This window comes from Cellvibrio sp. 25HG11W-0 (assembly GCF_057815475.1).
The window spans coordinates 1,541,727-1,559,543 of the sequence record NZ_CM174230.1 but is presented as its reverse complement, the minus strand read 5'-3'; the positions used below and the strand labels follow the sequence as shown (position 1 = coordinate 1,559,543).

Annotated in this window: 20 protein-coding genes; 11 read left to right on the top strand and 9 right to left on the bottom strand. The window is 46.4% G+C overall.

The genetic code is table 11. From position 1 onward, the window contains the following. The first annotated feature begins 67 nt into the window (after nt 1–67). The 4 genes from purM to AC0KUT_RS06480 all read left to right on the top strand — a co-directional run bounded on the left by purM (nt 68) and on the right by AC0KUT_RS06480 (nt 3,094). Nucleotides 68–1,123, top strand: coding sequence for a phosphoribosylformylglycinamidine cyclo-ligase (purM, locus tag AC0KUT_RS06495; RefSeq protein ID WP_488834478.1), 1,056 nt, complete (start codon nt 68–70; stop codon nt 1,121–1,123). Between the two features lie 4 nt (nt 1,124–1,127). Beyond that, nucleotides 1,128–1,802 (top strand): phosphoribosylglycinamide formyltransferase, encoded by a 675-nt coding sequence (purN, locus tag AC0KUT_RS06490; protein WP_488834476.1) that lies wholly within the window; start codon nt 1,128–1,130, stop codon nt 1,800–1,802. Nucleotides 1,803–1,811: 9 nt separating this feature from the next. Continuing rightward, nucleotides 1,812–2,537, top strand: coding sequence for a DUF3108 domain-containing protein (locus AC0KUT_RS06485; protein ID WP_488834475.1), 726 nt, complete (start codon nt 1,812–1,814; stop codon nt 2,535–2,537). A 74-nt stretch (nt 2,538–2,611) separates the two neighbouring features. Further along, complete coding sequence (locus AC0KUT_RS06480) at nt 2,612–3,094, top strand: FKBP-type peptidyl-prolyl cis-trans isomerase (protein WP_488834473.1); 483 nt, start codon at nt 2,612–2,614, stop codon at nt 3,092–3,094. 111 nt (nt 3,095–3,205) lie between these two features. On the opposite strand, the gene AC0KUT_RS06475 is transcribed toward AC0KUT_RS06480, so the two are convergent. Next, entirely contained in the window at nt 3,206–3,391 is a 186-nt protein-coding gene (locus AC0KUT_RS06475; RefSeq protein WP_488834471.1) for a hypothetical protein, read from the bottom strand. Between the two features lie 148 nt (nt 3,392–3,539). Continuing rightward, complete coding sequence (locus AC0KUT_RS06470) at nt 3,540–4,142, bottom strand: TetR/AcrR family transcriptional regulator (RefSeq protein WP_488834469.1); 603 nt, start codon at nt 4,140–4,142, stop codon at nt 3,540–3,542. A 138-nt stretch (nt 4,143–4,280) separates the two neighbouring features. Between AC0KUT_RS06470 and AC0KUT_RS06465 the strand changes: the two genes are divergently transcribed. Together AC0KUT_RS06465 and AC0KUT_RS06460 are read left to right on the top strand one after the other, a co-directional pair. Beyond that, nucleotides 4,281–4,832, top strand: coding sequence for a carboxymuconolactone decarboxylase family protein (locus AC0KUT_RS06465; protein ID WP_488834468.1), 552 nt, complete (start codon nt 4,281–4,283; stop codon nt 4,830–4,832). Nucleotides 4,833–5,252: 420 nt separating this feature from the next. Beyond that, complete coding sequence (locus tag AC0KUT_RS06460) at nt 5,253–5,906, top strand: DsbA family oxidoreductase (protein WP_488834466.1); 654 nt, start codon at nt 5,253–5,255, stop codon at nt 5,904–5,906. A gap of 175 nt (nt 5,907–6,081) precedes the next feature. On the opposite strand, the gene AC0KUT_RS06455 is transcribed toward AC0KUT_RS06460, so the two are convergent. The 7 genes from AC0KUT_RS06455 to AC0KUT_RS06425 form a co-directional block, all read right to left on the bottom strand. Further along, nucleotides 6,082–6,246, bottom strand: coding sequence for a hypothetical protein (locus tag AC0KUT_RS06455; RefSeq protein ID WP_488834464.1), 165 nt, complete (start codon nt 6,244–6,246; stop codon nt 6,082–6,084). Nucleotides 6,247–6,406: 160 nt separating this feature from the next. Continuing rightward, nucleotides 6,407–7,054 (bottom strand): peroxiredoxin-like family protein, encoded by a 648-nt coding sequence (locus AC0KUT_RS06450; protein ID WP_488834463.1) that lies wholly within the window; start codon nt 7,052–7,054, stop codon nt 6,407–6,409. A gap of 251 nt (nt 7,055–7,305) precedes the next feature. Beyond that, complete coding sequence (locus tag AC0KUT_RS06445; protein WP_488834462.1) at nt 7,306–7,473, bottom strand: hypothetical protein; 168 nt, start codon at nt 7,471–7,473, stop codon at nt 7,306–7,308. A gap of 646 nt (nt 7,474–8,119) precedes the next feature. Continuing rightward, a complete protein-coding gene (locus AC0KUT_RS06440) occupies nt 8,120–8,839 on the bottom strand; it encodes an SIR2 family protein (protein ID WP_488834461.1) in 720 nt (239 codons plus the stop codon). Between the two features lie 123 nt (nt 8,840–8,962). After that, entirely contained in the window at nt 8,963–10,201 is a 1,239-nt protein-coding gene (locus AC0KUT_RS06435; protein WP_488834460.1) for a BaiN/RdsA family NAD(P)/FAD-dependent oxidoreductase, read from the bottom strand. A gap of 84 nt (nt 10,202–10,285) precedes the next feature. Then, nucleotides 10,286–10,855 carry a dCTP deaminase gene (gene dcd, locus AC0KUT_RS06430; protein ID WP_488834458.1) on the bottom strand — a complete coding sequence of 190 codons (570 nt, stop codon included), beginning with the start codon at nt 10,853–10,855 and terminating at the stop codon, nt 10,286–10,288. 80 nt (nt 10,856–10,935) lie between these two features. Then, the gene (locus tag AC0KUT_RS06425) at nt 10,936–11,448 is read right to left on the bottom strand and encodes a MerR family transcriptional regulator (RefSeq protein WP_488834457.1); all 513 of its coding nucleotides are present in this window, start codon (nt 11,446–11,448) and stop codon (nt 10,936–10,938) included. Between the two features lie 442 nt (nt 11,449–11,890). On the opposite strand from AC0KUT_RS06425, the gene AC0KUT_RS06420 reads away from it, so the two are divergent. The 5 genes from AC0KUT_RS06420 (at nt 11,891) to AC0KUT_RS06400 (ending at nt 17,789) form a co-directional block, all read left to right on the top strand. Beyond that, on the top strand, nt 11,891–12,118 hold the full coding sequence (locus tag AC0KUT_RS06420; protein ID WP_488834455.1) for a 4-diphosphocytidyl-2C-methyl-D-erythritol kinase: 228 nt from the start codon (nt 11,891–11,893) through the stop codon (nt 12,116–12,118). Between the two features lie 303 nt (nt 12,119–12,421). Next, the gene (locus tag AC0KUT_RS06415; RefSeq protein ID WP_488834454.1) at nt 12,422–12,817 is read left to right on the top strand and encodes a GtrA family protein; all 396 of its coding nucleotides are present in this window, start codon (nt 12,422–12,424) and stop codon (nt 12,815–12,817) included. A 1-nt stretch (nt 12,818) separates the two neighbouring features. Then, nucleotides 12,819–13,784 carry a glycosyltransferase family 2 protein gene (locus tag AC0KUT_RS06410; protein WP_488834453.1) on the top strand — a complete coding sequence of 322 codons (966 nt, stop codon included), beginning with the start codon at nt 12,819–12,821 and terminating at the stop codon, nt 13,782–13,784. A gap of 131 nt (nt 13,785–13,915) precedes the next feature. Then, nucleotides 13,916–15,889: an NPCBM/NEW2 domain-containing protein gene (locus AC0KUT_RS06405; protein WP_488834450.1), complete on the top strand. Its 1,974-nt coding sequence runs from the start codon at nt 13,916–13,918 to the stop codon at nt 15,887–15,889. Between the two features lie 70 nt (nt 15,890–15,959). Beyond that, on the top strand, nt 15,960–17,789 hold the full coding sequence (locus tag AC0KUT_RS06400; RefSeq protein ID WP_488834449.1) for a hypothetical protein: 1,830 nt from the start codon (nt 15,960–15,962) through the stop codon (nt 17,787–17,789). Nucleotides 17,790–17,817: the final 28 nt, after the last annotated feature.

Here is a 17,817-nt window from a genome sequence, read left to right as displayed (position 1 = left end):
TTTTTTGAACCATATATTTGAACGAGCTTCAAACTCACTTCGACGTTATCAGCTGCGAGCCATTCCCATGAGCGACAACCAAAACACCACCCCTTCCCTTAGCTATAAAGATGCAGGCGTTGACATAGAAGCCGGCGATGCATTGGTCGAGCGTATAAAGAGCGTAGCCAAACGCACTCGCCGCCCTGAGGTTATGGGCGGCCTAGGTGGATTCGCATCACTGGTTGAAATTCCTGCAGGCTATCGCCAGCCCGTATTAGTATCCGGCACCGACGGCGTGGGCACCAAGTTGCGCCTCGCCATGAACCTGCAAAAACACGACACCATTGGTATCGACTTAGTCGCCATGTGCGTGAATGATCTCGTGGTTACTGGCGCTGAGCCGCTGTTTTTCCTCGACTACTATGCCACCGGCAAGCTGAATGTTGATGTTGCCGCCGCCGTGGTTTCCGGTATTGGCGATGGCTGCCTGTTGGCGGGCTGCGCCTTGGTCGGCGGTGAAACCGCAGAAATGCCCGGCATGTACGAAGGCGAAGACTATGATTTGGCTGGCTTCTGTACCGGTGTCGTTGAAAAGTCAGAAATCATCGACGGCAGCAAGGTACAGGCAGGCGATACCCTTATAGCACTCACCTCCAGCGGCCCGCACTCCAACGGCTACTCCTTAATTCGCAAAATTCTAGAAGTTTCTAAAGCCGATTTGACCCAAGACTGTGGCGGCCGCCCCTTGGCAGATGCGCTGATGGAGCCAACCCGTATTTACGTCAAATCTGTGTTGAAACTGATCAAAGAGTCGCAGGTTAACGCCATGGCGCACATCACCGGTGGCGGCTTGACTGAAAACATCCCGCGCGTACTACCCGACGACTGCAAAGCCGTTATCGACACCAAAAGCTGGGATTTCCCACCCGTGTTCAAATTCTTACAGGCTGGCGGCAATGTTGCAGCGCGCGAAATGTACCGCACCTTTAACTGCGGCGTAGGCATGGTAATCGCCCTTCCTGCAGCCGAAGCTGCCAATGCATTGGCCATCGCCACGGCCGCAGGTGAAACCGCTTTTGTGATTGGTCACATTGCCAAACTGCAAGGCGACGAGCCACAAGTAGAACTTTTGGGCCTCTAAGTAAATGTCCCAAGAATCGGTAACGCGAGCGAAGCGTGTTGTAGTACTTATTTCCGGTAGCGGAAGCAATCTGCAAACCCTAATAGATGGACGCAACAGCGGCGAGCTACCCATCGAGATAGCCGCCGTAATCAGCAATCGCCCCAATGTATTGGGGCTAGAGCGCGCCACTGGGGCTGGTATTGCCACCCACATACTGGATCATAAAACCTTTGCCAGCCGCGAAGATTTCGATGATGCATTAATGGCAATAATTGACAGCTATGATCCTTCATTAGTGGTTCTTGCTGGATTTATGCGCATACTCACACCGGCTTTTACCCAGCACTATCTCGGTCGCATGCTCAATATCCACCCGAGCCTGCTACCCAAATATCAAGGGCTGCACACTCATCAGCGCGCGCTCGATGCGGGTGAAAGCCATCATGGTGTAACCGTACACTTTGTAACTGCAGAGTTAGATGGCGGGCCAGCTGCCATTCAGGCGCGGGTACCTATAGTAGAAGGTGATGACGCTGAGAGTCTCGCCAAACGCGTGCAGCGTCAGGAACATGTGATATATCCGCTCGCGGTAAAGTGGTTTGCAGAAGAACGCCTCACCATGAATCATGGCAAAGCACTGCTCGATGGTGAACTTTTGTCGGTCGCGGGCTATCAAATAGAGGCCAATCAGCCTTAAGGATTCTTTATGCGTAGTCTGCGTTATTTGGGTTTAAGTGTACTTGTGTCACTCGTTAGCCTGCTGCCCCTGAGCAGCATGGCTGCTGATGCGCCCAAAACCTTTGAAAATATTTATAAAGCTAAACTCTACGGTTTTAAAATCACCGTCACTAACGCATTAACTAAAACGGCGGACAACCACTACAACTTACTTTTTAAAGCTGAATCATTTCTCGGGAGCATTACTGAAAACAGCACCCTAGTATGGAACCCCACGCTGCAAACGGTTATTCCACAGCACTATGTTTACGCACGCCGCAGCATAGGTAAAGACCGCGATGCCGAACTCACCTTTAACTGGGCCGATAAAAGCGTCACCAACAATGTGCAAAAAACTACGTGGAAAATGGGTATCACCCAAAAAGTGCAGGACAAACTCAGCTATCAATTACAGTTGCAGCAAGACTTAATTAATGGCTTAGATAAATTTGAATATCAAATTGCCGATGGCGGCCACTTAAAAGATTATGGCTTTGAAAAAGTCGGCGAAGAAGTGTTAGACACGCCGCTTGGCAAAGTAAAAACTGTAAAAATTCTGCGCAGCCACAAAACAGATAAACGTATCACCTACGCTTGGCTCGCCCCCAAGTGGCACTACATGTTAGTGCGCTTGCAACAAGAAGAAAAAGGCGACGTCTACACTATATACATCAATAAAGCGACGCTGGATGGCAAAGCCATCGAGCACTTCTAACTCGCCCGGCGCATCACTGGCCGAATTTTTTCACCCTTAATCCTCAAGACATTCACCGACCTATAGGCTTTTTTATGAACATTACCGAGAATTGCGTTGCCAGCTTTCACTACACCCTCACCGACAGTACTGGCAAGGTACTTGACTCATCCGAAGGGCAAGAGCCACTGTCCTACCTGCACGGCGCAGGCAACATCATCCCCGGTCTGGAAGATGCGCTCTTAGGCAAAAAAGTTGGCGACAAACTTCAAGTATCTGTTGTTGCAGCAGAAGCTTACGGTGTGCGCGATGACAGCATGATTCAAGTGCTGCCCACCAACATGTTTACCGGTATCGACAACATTGAAGTCGGTATGGAATTTCACGCTGAAACCGAGCACGGCTTACAAGTCGTCACCGTCACCAAAGTAGAAGGCGATGAAGTTACTATCGACGGCAACCACGCCTTGGCAGGTGTTGACCTTAACTTTGATGTTGAAATCACCGAAATTCGCGCAGCAACCGAAGAAGAAGTGAATCACGGCCACGCCCACGGCGCAGGCGGTCATCATCACTAATAGCGGCACTTAGCGCTAGACATAAAAAAGGCTTCCCGCGGGAAGCCTTTTTTATGTCGCCATTAATTTTTTCGAATGCAAAGAAAAAATACAACACACCCTATATTCAACCTACCTCGCCTCTACTTTCTGCTCGCCACAACGATTACATTTATACACTGTGACCAATTTCCCCTGCTTAACATCAAACTGCTTTTCCTTCACCACTTCCCACTTATGAAAACCACTGCGGCACAGCGTTTTACCCTTGTGCTTATCAAAGGGGCTAGGTTTTTTAAATTGAATGACATCACCCACGATCCAAGCCCTCACTTACAACCAAAAATCGGTATTTATTGAATTTGTTTACTCGCCACTACATTTGCACGCCCAGTTAAAACCCTGCTACAACTCACTCAAAAAAATTGAAACCAATTGCTTACTCGGTCTCGACATTATGACTGACTCAGCCAAGACGATAAGCATCGAGCATACTAACCATATCTTCAGCAAGAGCCTCAACCTGAGCGCGAGGCACATCACGCTCGGCAAAGGCCCGCAAGCCGATGATCTGTGTTTGCAGTAAGCGCGCCAACCGAGGGCACTCGACATCGGCGCGTAACTCTCCCATTGCTTTGGCCTGCTCAAGCACCGCGCACAGCTCCCCCTCAAAACTTGCGAGCATAGCGTCAGCCTGTGATCGCAGAGTGGCATCTTCAGCATTAACTTCGAGCAAGGTCTTAATTAACATGCAAGCCTGCGCAGGCACCTGCATATCCTCGCCACAAGGCTGCGCAAATGAACGCAAATAATACTTCAAGCCATCTATAGCGCTCGGAAACCCCTTTAACATCTGCTCAAACTCATCCCCAGATCGGACGGCGTAAGCCTTCAGTGCCTCGGTAAACAAACCAGTTTTGCTCCCGAAGGTGGCATAGAGACTGCCCGGGCGCATATCCAGCGCCTTCTCAATATGTTTCATCGACGAGGCGTAATAACCTCTGGACCAGAAGAGTTCAACTGCTCTATCTAGGGCGACTTGGCGATCAAAGCTCGCGGTACGGGCCATAGTGCTCTCTCCCATAAAAACCGAATAAATTCGATTAGCTTGTATTTTGAATGATCATTCAATTTTAACTTGACCCTTACCCATAATGCAATTTAAGATGAGCCCATACTTGAACGATCACTCAAAAAAGGAAAACCTATGACCGCCTTTACGCTACACAACCAAAACAGCGCAACTGACTCAGCCAAACCCCTGTTAATGAAATCGCAGAAGGCCTACGGAATGATTCCAGGTTTACATGCGGTAATGGCCGAAGCACCTGGCTTGCTCGAGGGTTATCAAATACTGCATGAGCTATTTGTGAACAGCAGCTTCAACGCCGATGAAAAAACCGTGGTATGGCAAACCATTAATGTGGAACATGCCTGCCACTACTGCGTGCCTGCCCATACTGGCATCGCCAAGGCCATGAAGGTTTCGGACGACATAACTAATGCGCTGCGCGATGTAACGCCCTTACCTACCACTAAACTTGAAGCACTGCGCAACTTCACCTTGGCTATGGTTCGCCAGCGTGGTGAGCTTGAACCTCAGCAAGTGCAGGATTTTTATAGCGCCGGTTATACCCAACAAAATGTATTAGAGGTCATCTTGGGTCTCAGCCAAAAAGTTATGAGTAACTACACCAATCACATTGCACAAACACCTATCGACGAAACCTTCAAGCAGTTTGCTTGGGCAAAGAAATAAATCCTCTGGCAGCAAGTGCCGATTGAATACAACATCAATCGCGTCTCCTTGAAGACTGAACGTCAGCTAGCCGCTTTAGATAATTAATTGGCGCAACATAAATTTATTGCGGGCGACCAATTGAGCATTGCCGATACTACAATCTGACGCTGGTATGGCAACCTAGTGTTGGGCAATCTTTACGAAGCAAAGGAATTTCTTCAAAGGAAGAGTTACATCCATGTTCAACGTTGGGCAAAGGCCCTACTAGCGCGCCAGCTGTGCAGCGCGCTAGCATTATCAACCGTACATGGGGCGAAGCCTGGGAGTAGCTCGAAAATTGTCACTGCACAGAAGATATAGATAAAGCTTTAGCCTTAAAATCCACGTAAATTATTGCCTGCAAAATTACGTCAGCAAACACTTTAACAGGAGATATACATGCCCAGTATTCCCAACACATTGCACATAGACATAGTATCGGATGTGGTCTGTCCCTGGTGCATCATCGGCTACCGTCAGTTGGTAACGGCGCTAGAAAAAACCGGCACCGCCCATGAAATTCATTGGCACCCGTTTGAGCTTAACCCCAGCATGCCCGCCGAGGGACAGAACTTACGTGACCATCTAGCCGAAAAATACGGCACGACAAAAGAGCAATCAGAGGCCAGCCGAATCAATATAACGGCAATAGGCGCAGACCTTGGGTTTGAGTTTCGCTTTGCTGACGACATGCGTATGCACAACACCTTTAACCTACATCAACTATTGCATTGGGCAAATCAGCAAGGGCGCATGCATGATTTGAAACAAGCGTTATTTAGCGCGCACTTCACTCATGGCCGAAATTTATCTGACAACAGCGTGCTTGCGGATGTGGCCGCAGAAATAGGACTAGAGCGAACAGAAGCCCTAGCCGTGCTAGAAGATCAACGCTTCGCCAAAGACATACGCAGTGCCGAAAAGTTTTGGATAGACGCAGGCATTAACGGCGTACCCGCGATGATTTTCAACCGCCGCCATCTTGTAACCGGCGCGCAAGGTATCGAAAACTACACGAGTATATTGCAACAGCTGGCAGAGGAAGGCAGCTAAGTATTCAGTCACACGGAATCTTGGTGTGAAATCTGGCATAAGGCTTTAAGCCCCTTACTGTTAACTAAAAAATAAGGGGCATAGCTGCCATGGATGATGGTCTTTTTGAAAGAAGAAAATTACAGACTACATACTAGAGCTCAGCTTGATACTCTGCTAAATCTCACGCTTAAACTTACTCCCACGACAAGGTAAGTGTAATCACCTTCGGTGGATCTTCTGGTAGCGCAGTGCGTTTAATATAAACTGATGGCGTTGCCGCTTCCGCAAGATCCGATCCGTACACATGAGTACCTTTTGTGGATTTCACAAACGTGAGCTCTACTGTTTTTGTATTCATTTATTCTCTCCAATACCCACTGTATGCCAGTCTTCAGACCAACACTCTATTCTTCTAAAGCGCCACAAGACACATCAAGCCACCGCAAAACCTTAAACACTTGAAAAATATTAAAGCGTGGCGTCTCCTTGCCAAGCACTCACAATATGCATTAAGTAAATTATTTTTTTAGCTGCAAATACTGTTTCTTCTCTGCGATGACTTTAGCCGCTTCTAAAATTACGGTTTCTGGCAGCCGCGCTCTATGGTCTGGGTTGACATAAGAAAACTGCAACATTCCCTCTGCATCAGCAATAAATACCGAGGGAACAGGCAATATGTGATGTTTTTCACCCGATGCTTTTTCTAAATCAATATTGTAGCTTTTGTATTTTTCTAGCGTCGCTGCATCCACCCTATAGCCAATACCAAACGCACTAACACCTAGAGTCTTGGCATCAGACAAAAGCGTGTAATCTAGAGTCAACTTATCAAGTGATAATTTAAGCTCCTGGGGACGATCCGGGCTAATAGCGATCAATTGAAAACCCAATGCATCAAGATCTTTTTTAATTAAACGCAACCCACTCAACTGCAGGTTGCAATAAGGACACCAACCACCGCGATAGAACACCACTACGGCAGGCTTGCCATTTAACTGGGATTTTAAGGTGGTTGGCTTTCCTTCAAGGGTAAGAAAGTTAACATCAGGCAACATTGAGCCGATTAAAATGGGGGATACCTTATTCGCCGATACAGGAAAAGTATCCGCAGCAAAGGCCGTGAGGTTAAATGTTACCAATAGCGCCGCAATAATTATTCTCAACATGTTATCTCTCCTAAAAAGACGAATATCAGAGACGCATTAGCGATGCGCTTGTTACATACAGGGCGAGCCTATTACCTTCAAAAATGAGACAAAAGATTCGACTTAGCGATTCGCCTTCACAATCAAGATTACAAATCACATAGCTCGTTCATTAACTTTGTAGGTCTATGCTAAGGCACTAAACCCAACATGACCATGTATCTGCAACGACTCAAATCAATATTCGCTCAAAAAAAACCTGACTTCCGCACCTAATACCGTCGATAATGCTTACCAACATAATAGGCAGCTACTATGCAGCCTACTCCACCTAAAATCATCCAGAATCCGTCTATAAATCCAGCGCGAAACACAGCCTTAACTATAACTACCGTTCCGATCACATAAAGCCACAATACAAATTTATTCATTTTATTCATGCTATTTCTAGCTCGCTTTTTGATGCCATTATCATTAAATATTGACTACTGATTTCGCCCGCTGGCGAGTCACTCTTCTTTGCTTCGCCAAAAGAAAAGTAACCAAAAGAAAGGCGACCCAACTCGTTCGTATTTCCTGCGCGCTTCGGAAAATAACCGTCATTCCGACACGCCATCCCTGGCGTGACGTCACTAAAACGGACTTCCTGTCCGTTTTCCGGTAATTTTCCTCCAGTGCTCGGCGAACTCATATGGGGTTTAAAATTCAACAGCAACAACAAATAATTTTTACTTTTAAAATATAGCTAGTGGCACCCGCCTTCACCCCATGAGAATTTCCCGAGCATCGCAAGGTGCTAGGGCAAATTGGGCAGGACGCCCAATTTAGTCTTGATGGGACAGGGACGTCCCATCAAGACGGCCCGTAGGCACCTGAGAAGCGCAGGATCAGAAATTCGCTGGGCCGCCTTTCTTTTGCTTACTTTTCTTTCGGCGGAGCAAAGAAAAGTAAGGCCTGCGGCAGGCATGGATAGTGATAATTATGAAAGATTAAACCTGACATCTGGCTTTCATTAAAGCCCACCAAAAAATATCATAAATCAAAAACCAGACCCCGTTATTTCTTCGCGTTATTTCTTCGTAATTCTTAGAAGCGAAACACACCCAACTTTACCATTATATTACTTTGCTCATTAACCCAGTCACCAAAACTTATACAGAGGGTATAAACTTTTGCTCGCGGTAGTGCGCGAGCTATTCTTGATGATGATGCTTCAAGTGCTTTTGGGTCAGGATTTAAAACAAACCAAATAGATTCACCAATTGGCACATCATCCTGCACTTGATTTAAGCTTTGCAAAAGAAACCTATCAGATTCACACTCAAAAGACATGCCCACAACAAAAAATATATTACCCCAGAGTATGGAGTTAAATAATTGATCTGCTTCTACTGTATTAGGTCTTTGGAGATAGCTATCTTCTTCAAGTAAAAATGGACTGCCGAAATTTAAATTTTCATGTACCTCAACAGTTCCATTTAAGTGGTATACATAACTATTCATTAACCATTTTGGTAAAAATTCTAGGCTTAAAGCTTCAATTTCTTTTTCTATTAGGCAATCCCAATTAGTGGTGATTAATCTATGGCACCATTCATCAGAGGTTTTTTCCGCTAAATTTTTTAAAAACATTTTAATTGAGTGCGTATTAATTTTTTCACTCTGCATTTCATTAAAAATTGCCTTTTTTATTTCTTCAATTTTTTTATCTCTGGGCATTTCATTTAATAGATCAGGAACTTTCCACGTTAAATTACAACCTATAGAGACGCCTCTTCCAAATATCCAATTTACGCACTGAGCCATAATACTGGTGCCTTCTAACAGTTTATTCAGCGGTCAAGCCTGTATATTTACAGGCGGATAAAATCTAGAAAAGTTTCTAGGACACGTGACCCAACACTACACAACCACTTCAACAAAACCCCACTAAACATAACTCCCCGCCGCCACCCCCGACGCCCATGCCCACTGAAAATTAAACCCACCCAAGTGACCCGTAACATCCACCACTTCACCCACAAAAAATAAACCCAGCTGCGCTTTGGCTTCCATGGTTTTGGATGAGAGGTGGTTGGTATCCACGCCGCCTAAGGTCACTTCGGCGGTGCGATAGCCTTCTGTGCCAGCGGGTAAAATTTTCCATTGCTGGAATTGCGTGGCGATTGTCTGTAATTCTTTCGGTGTGTATTGATTAATGGGGCGGCTGCTGTTGAGCTGATCGCCCCAAGTCTCGCCCCAATAATTACACAGGCACTGGGCGATATTTTTGGTGAGCAACTCGCCCAAAATAGTGGTGAGCAAAGATTTAGAGCGCTGCTGTTGTTGCGCGTTTAAAAAATCGAGCAAATCCAACTGCGGCAGAAGATTTATTTCCAACTCCTTACCCGGGTGCCAATAGGAGGATATTTGCAACATGGCGGGGCCGCTTAGGCCACGATGAGTAAACAGCATCGCCTCGGTAAAACTCATTTCGCCGTCAGCTGTTGCGCAACTTACGCGTACATCCAGCGCATTGCCAACACAGGGTGCGAATACCGCGAGTTGTGCGGGCGCTAAAGTAAACGGCACCAAACCCGCGCTGCGCGCTTTGAGCGGCAAACCAAATTGCTCGGCTAGCTCATAACCCACACCGCTAGCGCCCATGGTGGGAATGGAGAGGCCGCCGGTTGCGACCACGAGGGATTCACAAAAAATAACACCCAGCGAGGTTTTGACCTTGTAACGCATAGGCAGGTCACTTTCGGCTAGTGCCGTTACTTGCTCAATGACGCACAGCGGGTGAATACTCGCCCCCGCCTGCGTGCATTCGTCGAGCAGCATGGTCAAAATATCCTGCGCCTTGTTATCGCAAAATAATTGGCCGAGTTTTTTTTCGTGATAGAGAATTTGATGCTTTTGCACCAGTGCGATGAAATCCCACTGGGTGTAGCGCGCGAGCGCCGATTTACAGAAATGCGCATTGTCTGACAGGTAATCTTTGGGCAGCACATCCATATTGGTGAAGTTGCAGCGCCCGCCGCCCGACATGAGAATTTTTTTGCCGACTTTATTGGCGTGGTCAACCACCACGACTGAGCGGCCGCGCTGACCAGCAGCGGCCGCGCACATTAAGCCCGCCGCACCGGCACCAATAATCAACACTTGGGTTTGAGAGGGTAGAGCCATGATGTGAGCCACTAATTGCCAGTGACTCAACACCAGCCATAAACGAGATTCGCGCTATGAATGCCGGCGCTATTCAGTGCGTTATTAAGTGCGCGGCAAGGTAACGCCGCGCTGACCTTGGTATTTGCCACCGCGATCCTTATAAGACGTTTCACAGACTTCATCAGTCTCAAAAAACAGCATTTGCGCTACGCCTTCATTGGCGTAAATTTTTGCGGGTAATGGCGTGGTATTCGAGAACTCTAAGGTCACATGCCCTTCCCACTCTGGCTCCAGCGGGGTGACATTCACAATAATACCGCAACGCGCGTAGGTGGACTTACCCAAGCACACAGTCAAAATTGAGCGGGGAATACGGAAGTATTCAACGGTGCGCGCCAGTGCGAAAGAATTGGGGGGAATAATACAAACATCGCTTTTGATATCCACAAAACTTTTTTCGTCAAAGTTTTTGGGGTCAACCACGGTGGAGTGCACATTGGTGAAAATTTTAAACTCATCGGCACAGCGCACGTCGTAGCCGTAGCTTGAGGTGCCGTAGGAAACTATGCGCTGACCGTCGGCATCGTAGCGCACTTGACCTGGCTCAAAGGGCTCGATCATGCCATGCTCGGCGGCCATACGGCGCATCCACTTATCGGATTTGATACTCATAGTTGCTCCTGATGCAATTAGTTAAACGGCGCGCATCATAGCGTTTTTGTGGGCAGAAAAACACCTATGAGCCAGTATCACTAATCGCTCTCACCGCTAATAAGGGTAAATTTCATGGGCTGAAAAATGCTTTGCGACTCAACCCATGAGCGGTCTATTGATTTAACCCCAGCAACCGAATTCGGCAGAACGTCTGCTTGCGACATTAGCTCCGCTGCCACCGGCTGACGCGCGCAATGCTCAATCACATCTACCAATACAGCATCTAGGGCGATCAACTCGGTCTGCAGCTGCACTAAGCGCGCGCGCTGCTCCTCTAAATCCAATCGCATACTTTCATTGTTTTCCGCTGACGCCATAGCGCTCGGCAAAGCTCGCTGCTCGATGCGCATCAAAAGAATACGGCACTCATCGAGGCTAAAACCTGCAGCGCGGGCACGGCGCAACAATACCAAGCGCGCCAAGTCCGCAGAGGAATAGACCCTGTATTCATTGTTTTCTTGGCGCTCTGGCACAACTAAACCAATAGTTTCATAGTAGCGTAGCGTTTTACTCGGTAGACCGCAGCGCTCGGCAGCTTCACTTATATTCATAAACTCACCTTTAACTTCATTTCACTTACTGCCTGTTTACACCTATTTGCCAGCTTTCACCTAGCTGCCAGTTTTCACCAAGGCGATCCTGCAGAATAAAGAACCCTACAACACAGCGTGGATGACTTCAGGCAGATACTGGGCGGCTACATACCGATGCACACTTAGGAACACACTAACCTTACAGTAAGGGTTATCCATAAATACCCACTGTTCAAAACAATGAATATTTAGCTAATTTCGCACTAAAAAAATGCCACCTTTCAACGAAAAATAAAAACTTATGTGTCATCAGGGCGCGATTATAGGTTACAGTTCGCAAACTGGATCACACTTCATAAAACAAATAGTCTATTAAATCATTAAGTTAAGAGATTGTTTTGACAAAACAAATTAACAAGCCACAATTTGAATACAAAATAATCATTTTCACAGGTAACCCATGGAATATTTGGATATAAACCATCCCGAATGGCAGGCAATGTGGGATCAACTCGCTAGTTTTAGCATCAATGCCCGCGATTCGCTCTGCGTGAATGAAGGCGCCTGTTGGGAATACATGGGCTCAACGGTGGACCATCATCACCTGCGTCACGATTACCACCCTCTTACACTTAAAACGGAATACATTTACATAGAGCGCGCTGGCGCAGCTCTGCGCTGGGCATAACTCTCTTAACCTTGCGACTTAAACCGCCCTGCAACAATAACTCCCCATTGCCATCACGCCTAGATCACACACACTCGCGCTGAAGTGCGAGTTTGTTCTATCGCACCCACAATTTTGATCAAAATGTGCTAATGTGCCTCGGTTTTTATTAAGCGAGTTACAGGTGAAATTGGTGCTTTTTAGAGCATTTTGATGCAGTCATTTGCCACACCCAACGCAAGGTAACACGCAGCGCCTGCACCCCCCCATTTAATATGGATCTCGGGGTGTAATATCATCAAAACAATAACAATTCATAATGCCATGATACGTTTTGCTAAATTTGTGGGAATCGGAGGGACCTCAACACTCATCCAATTCCTCCTGCTGATGCTCTTTGTCGAGCTTGACCTCATGAACAAGGTAATCGCCTCAGCCTTCGCCTATGCGCTGTCGTCAATTTTTAATTACTGGGCAAATTATCACTACACCTTTGCCAGCAGCTCAAGCCACAAAGAGACACTACCCAAGTTTATCGCCGCCGTGGCGCTTGGGCTCAGCGCCAACACGCTACTTTATGCCGGATTTCTATTTGTTTTTGACAATTATTTACTGACAGGCATGGTTAAAAATTATTTAATCGCCCAGTTTTTCGCCACAGGCATCACTGTATTTTTAAACTTTTTGGTCCACAAGCTCTGGATCTACGGGAATCACTGACATGACCATCACCAACCCCTCACTCGCCATAGTTGTACCTTGCTACAACGAAGAAGAGATGTTGCCGAAAACGCTTGCTACCTTACTCGACCTACGTGACTTACTCGTCAATAAAGGCAAAGTGAGCCCGCTCAGCAAAATCTATTTAGTCGATGACGGCAGCAAAGATGCGACTTGGCAAATTCTCGCCGCAGAAGCAGATAAAAATACCGCAATAGTCGCGGTAAAGCTCTCGCGAAACAAAGGTCATCAAAACGCGCTATTCGCAGGCCTTTGCACCACGACTGAAGACATTACTGTCAGTATCGATGCTGACTTACAAGATGACCCCAGCACCATTGAAGCCATGGTAGATGATTACCTCAAGGGCAGCGAAGTCGTTTACGGCGTGCGCTCAGCGCGCCGCACTGATACGTTCTTCAAACGCTTCACCGCAGAGGGTTACTATCACTTAATGCGCACCATGGGCGTAGATTTAATCTTTAATCATGCCGATTTCCGTCTAATCTCACGTCGCGCACTCGATGCCCTAAAAGAATACGATGAATCCAATTTATTTTTGCGCGGCATAGTGCGCGAAGTAGGTTTTCAATCATCAATCGTCGAGTATGAACGCAATGCCCGTGAAGCAGGCGAAAGTAAATATCCCCTGAAGAAAATGCTGTCCTTTGCATGGAAAGGCATTACCGCTTTTTCTACTGCACCACTGCGTATGATTACCATTCTCGGGCTCGTATCTGGCTTTGCCTCGTTTACACTCATACTTTGGGTGTTGGGTGTACGCTTCTTTAGTGACGACGCCATACCGGGATGGGCCTCGGTACTACTCCCCTTGTTGTTTATTGGCAGCGTTCAACTTTTATGCCTAGGGATCATTGGCGAATACATGTCAAAGATCTACGAAGAAGTAAAACGCCGTCCGAAATATCACATTAGCGATATAGTAAAAAAGGACAAAGAAATCTAGATTCACGCTTCTGTGACACGGAGAAAAAATCATCGCGTTTAGCGGGCAAGGAAGCCCTGCACAATGTAAGAATGTGGCTCACAAAAAAATAATGTAAAAAATTAGGCCAGACCTAGCACGAGACAATAACAATGACAAACGATGCCGACCTTGCGTCAACTCAGGCTGACACCAACGAGCAGCACAATACTGAAGACCCAACATCTTCTGCGCCAGACAATTTGGCCGACGCGCCCCTGCCCACAAAAGAACCAACAGAATTAACAACCAGCTCATTTCCGAACTTCATCCCGCTCAGCCCTCTGACTGATCACACTCAATTGCCAACACGTTTTTACGCTTTCTTTCAGCTTTATATATGTGCCGCTATTTTCGCTAACCTCGGCCTACTTTTTTGGGACAGCAATGGCGACGTAGGCTACTGGGTTGACTGGACAAAACAACTCGCCAACAATGGCTACACTAACTTTGATGGCAACTACCCACCGATTTATATTCATTGGCTCTATCTGGTTGCACAGATTTACAACTACCTAGAGTTACCCATCGAAAATAACCTGCTGATTAAATATTTAGCACAGGTGCCCATACTCTTAGCGCACCTCGTATTAATCGCTGTGGTGTATAAACTTTTAAGAAAATATTCGACTAACAGCAGTCACTTTCATATCGCTATGATGCTTACCGCGCTTAACCCAGCGATATTATTTAATGGCCCCATCTGGGGGCAGGTAGATATTCTGCCACTGCTGCCAGTCGCGGCCGCACTTTTAGTTAGCAGCAGCTACAGATTCAAACTCTTAACTATGCCTCTTTACACCTTGGCGCTGCTCACAAAATTTCAAATGATTGCCTTTGCACCGCTTATGGGTATCATCTTTTTACGTCATATCAAATTACACCTAGTCGGCAGCGGCATAGCCTTGGTCACCATAGTCATTGCCTTTATTCCGTTTGCTTTAGCGGGAAACTTTTTAGGCGCAATTCAATTAGCTTATGTAGATGTACTACATCAATACAGCGCCACCACTATGGGCGCTGCTAATATTTGGATTCTACTCACAGGCAATGCAGCGCCCGACAACATCATCCTTTTTGGAATTAGTGCTGACTCGCCTCTGGCCATATTATTTAAAGCAAAACATTTCGGTATGATTTGCTTTACGATCGTCTGCCTAATCGTATTTGCCCAAGGCCTATATTTACTGTGGAAACAAAAACTGGCGCAACAAAACCCCAATAATGCCGCCCAGCTTTTTTTCTACGCCATGATTTGTACAATGGCCTTTTTCACCCTGCTGCCAGCTATGCATGAGCGCTACTTACTTCCGGCCGTGATCATTGCGCTTGTGGGCTATGCACTCAACCCAAAACTACTCATATACCCTATTGCTTTTAGCTTTATCTCTGCCTTTAACCTTGCCATGTGCATGGGTTTAAAAACCGCCAATGTATGGCCGGCTATTTCGTGGTTAATGCTGGGGATTTTTACCTACGGAATATTAGAGCTACTTGTTGGTCGCCGTTGGTTCAACGTTACGCAAAAATATTTTTGGCGCCTAGCCGAGTACCGCTACTTTAGTCTTCTCGTGCTCATAGTCAGTACAACTTACATGAGCAATAGGCTTTACAATGAGAGCTATCTATACAAGCCAACCCTTTCCAGCAATCAAATGTTTCTTACAGAATTACCCATGGCCATAGCAGAACAAGGCTACGGACAAGTCAATATCAACCGCAGTGTCAACGGCACTATTTTGACCGCAGACAACCGCCGCTATGCTGTTGGCATAGGCACTCACGCTAATTCACGCATTGAATATCGCCTGCCTGCACACACGGTGCAACTGCACATAATGGCAGCATTAGATGACGAAGCTGAATCAGCCAGTATTGTTTTCTCGATTTGGGGAGATGATAGAAAACTCTGGGAGTCTCCCCCGCATTATGGTGCAGAGGCTCCAGCGGAGGTGAGTGTCGATCTTACGGGCATAAACAGATTACGGCTAGAAGTTGATGGCATGGGAGAAATAAGTAGCGACCATGCAGACTGGCTAAATCCGGTTTTGACCTTTCAACCAGATCAAGCGCCACTGAACAATTAAAATAAATGACTAGGTTAATCTGCCTCATCGAAGGCCAACACCTAAAAGTGTATTGAAGATTGAGATAACTATGAATAAAACCTTACGATTTTTTATCACGAGCCTAGTCGCACTCGTCACTGTTGTAGCACTTATGTGGATATCAACGTGGCAGTCCATCAGTATAAATAAAGTTGAACTCGCCAAAGGCAGTGAAGCCTTTGCCCCAGCTGCATTACCCTTGTCATTAGATTTAGTAGGCGACTATAAGGTAAGAGTAGAGATAGCTGGCATCACCTCTTCGCACCATAGCTTTCGCATCTATCCCGACGATGAGATTCGCGCACTGAGCGTCAACGGTGAGCCCATTTCTTTAGACCACCTTTCTAGTGAGCAAAAACGCGACTACGCTGCCGGCTTTGTGATAGAACTTGAAAAGCTTTCGACCCAAATGCCCAATATCATTGAAGCAAGTTTAACGAATGCCAATAATCCTGCAGGTTTTCGCATTGAATCCACACAGCGCCTAAGCGTCAGCAAACTCGCCATTATCTATATTATTTTGCTTGGTTTCTCGCTCTATTTAACCCGGCATTTAAAAATTACCCGCAGCCAAATGTTATTACTTGCCTTGAGCTTGGCATTATCAACGCTCTATTTATCAAAAACAGACGAGCGTACGCGCACCTTCGATGTATTCGAAGGCGGGGGCCACAAAGACTATATTGAATACCTTATTGATAAACACGAACTGCCAGTACCAGGCGATGGCTGGGAGTATCACCAGCCGCCACTCTATTATTTAACAGCTGCACTGGCCAAGCAATCCGCGCCCATTAACAGCAAACTGACAGGGGAACTCTGGGGTCAACTACTTGCATTGGTACTCTGGTCGCTATTTCTTTTAAGCAGTCTCGCCAGCCTACGCATCGCCTTTTGTAAAAGCCACTTAGCGCTCTTATTTGCAAGTGTCGCACTTTGCCTATGGCCTTCCGGCATTATTCACAGCATCAGAATCGGCAATGATATTGGGCTTTATGCATGCTACGGTCTAACATTTTTCTACACAATTAAGTGGTGGAAAAGTCGCAGCTCTCGCACCTTATTTTGGGCCAGCCTATGGATGGCCGCATCACTGCTGAGTAAATCTAACGGTCTTGCCGTCGCGGGAATACTCGGTGCGTTAATGCTTTTACATATCTATAGTTTTACAAAAAAACCAGAACTGCTCGCCGCGAACAAACGAAAAATATTCCGCGACACTGCTATAGCCGCTGGTTTTTTTCTCAGCGCTATAGTCTTAAACTTTGCCGACAATGTGCAGAACTACCTTAATGGCACCTCTGAAGACTGGCTGCTTTCCAATGTTAGCAGCATGATCAATGAAGGCCTCAAAGTCAGTAATCTCCCACAAAATTATCTTATTTTTGATAGCGCCACCTTTATTGAGCAACCTTTTATCAGCACCTGGGATGATAAGTACGGACGGCAATACTTTTGGAACTTTGTAATGCGCTCTGCACTCAGCTCGGAGTACTTTTTCAATGGAGAAAAAATGCAATTTTGGGGTGTTGTTAATGGCATCCTCTTACTGCTGATGCTTTTCGGAATATTTATATTTGTTGTTCAACGCCAAGTTCAAATGAGCTCTCAGCAAATAAAACGCTACGCCTATCGCAATGCACCTTGGCTAATGGCGTTGATTTTCCCCTTTGTTTTATTACTCGCCTATCGCATCAAGGTGCCGCTCTCCTGCAATACAGACTTTCGTTATATTTACCCGGTGCTGGTAGCAATTTTGTTCTTCACCCTCGGCAGCTGGCGCCACCACAGACAACTATTAATACCGAAGCTATTAACCCTCGCAGCTCCCTTGATCGGTATTAACAGCTTGTTATGGATATATTTACTTTTACAATAAAAAGCCACTTAGCGGTAAGATAAAAATC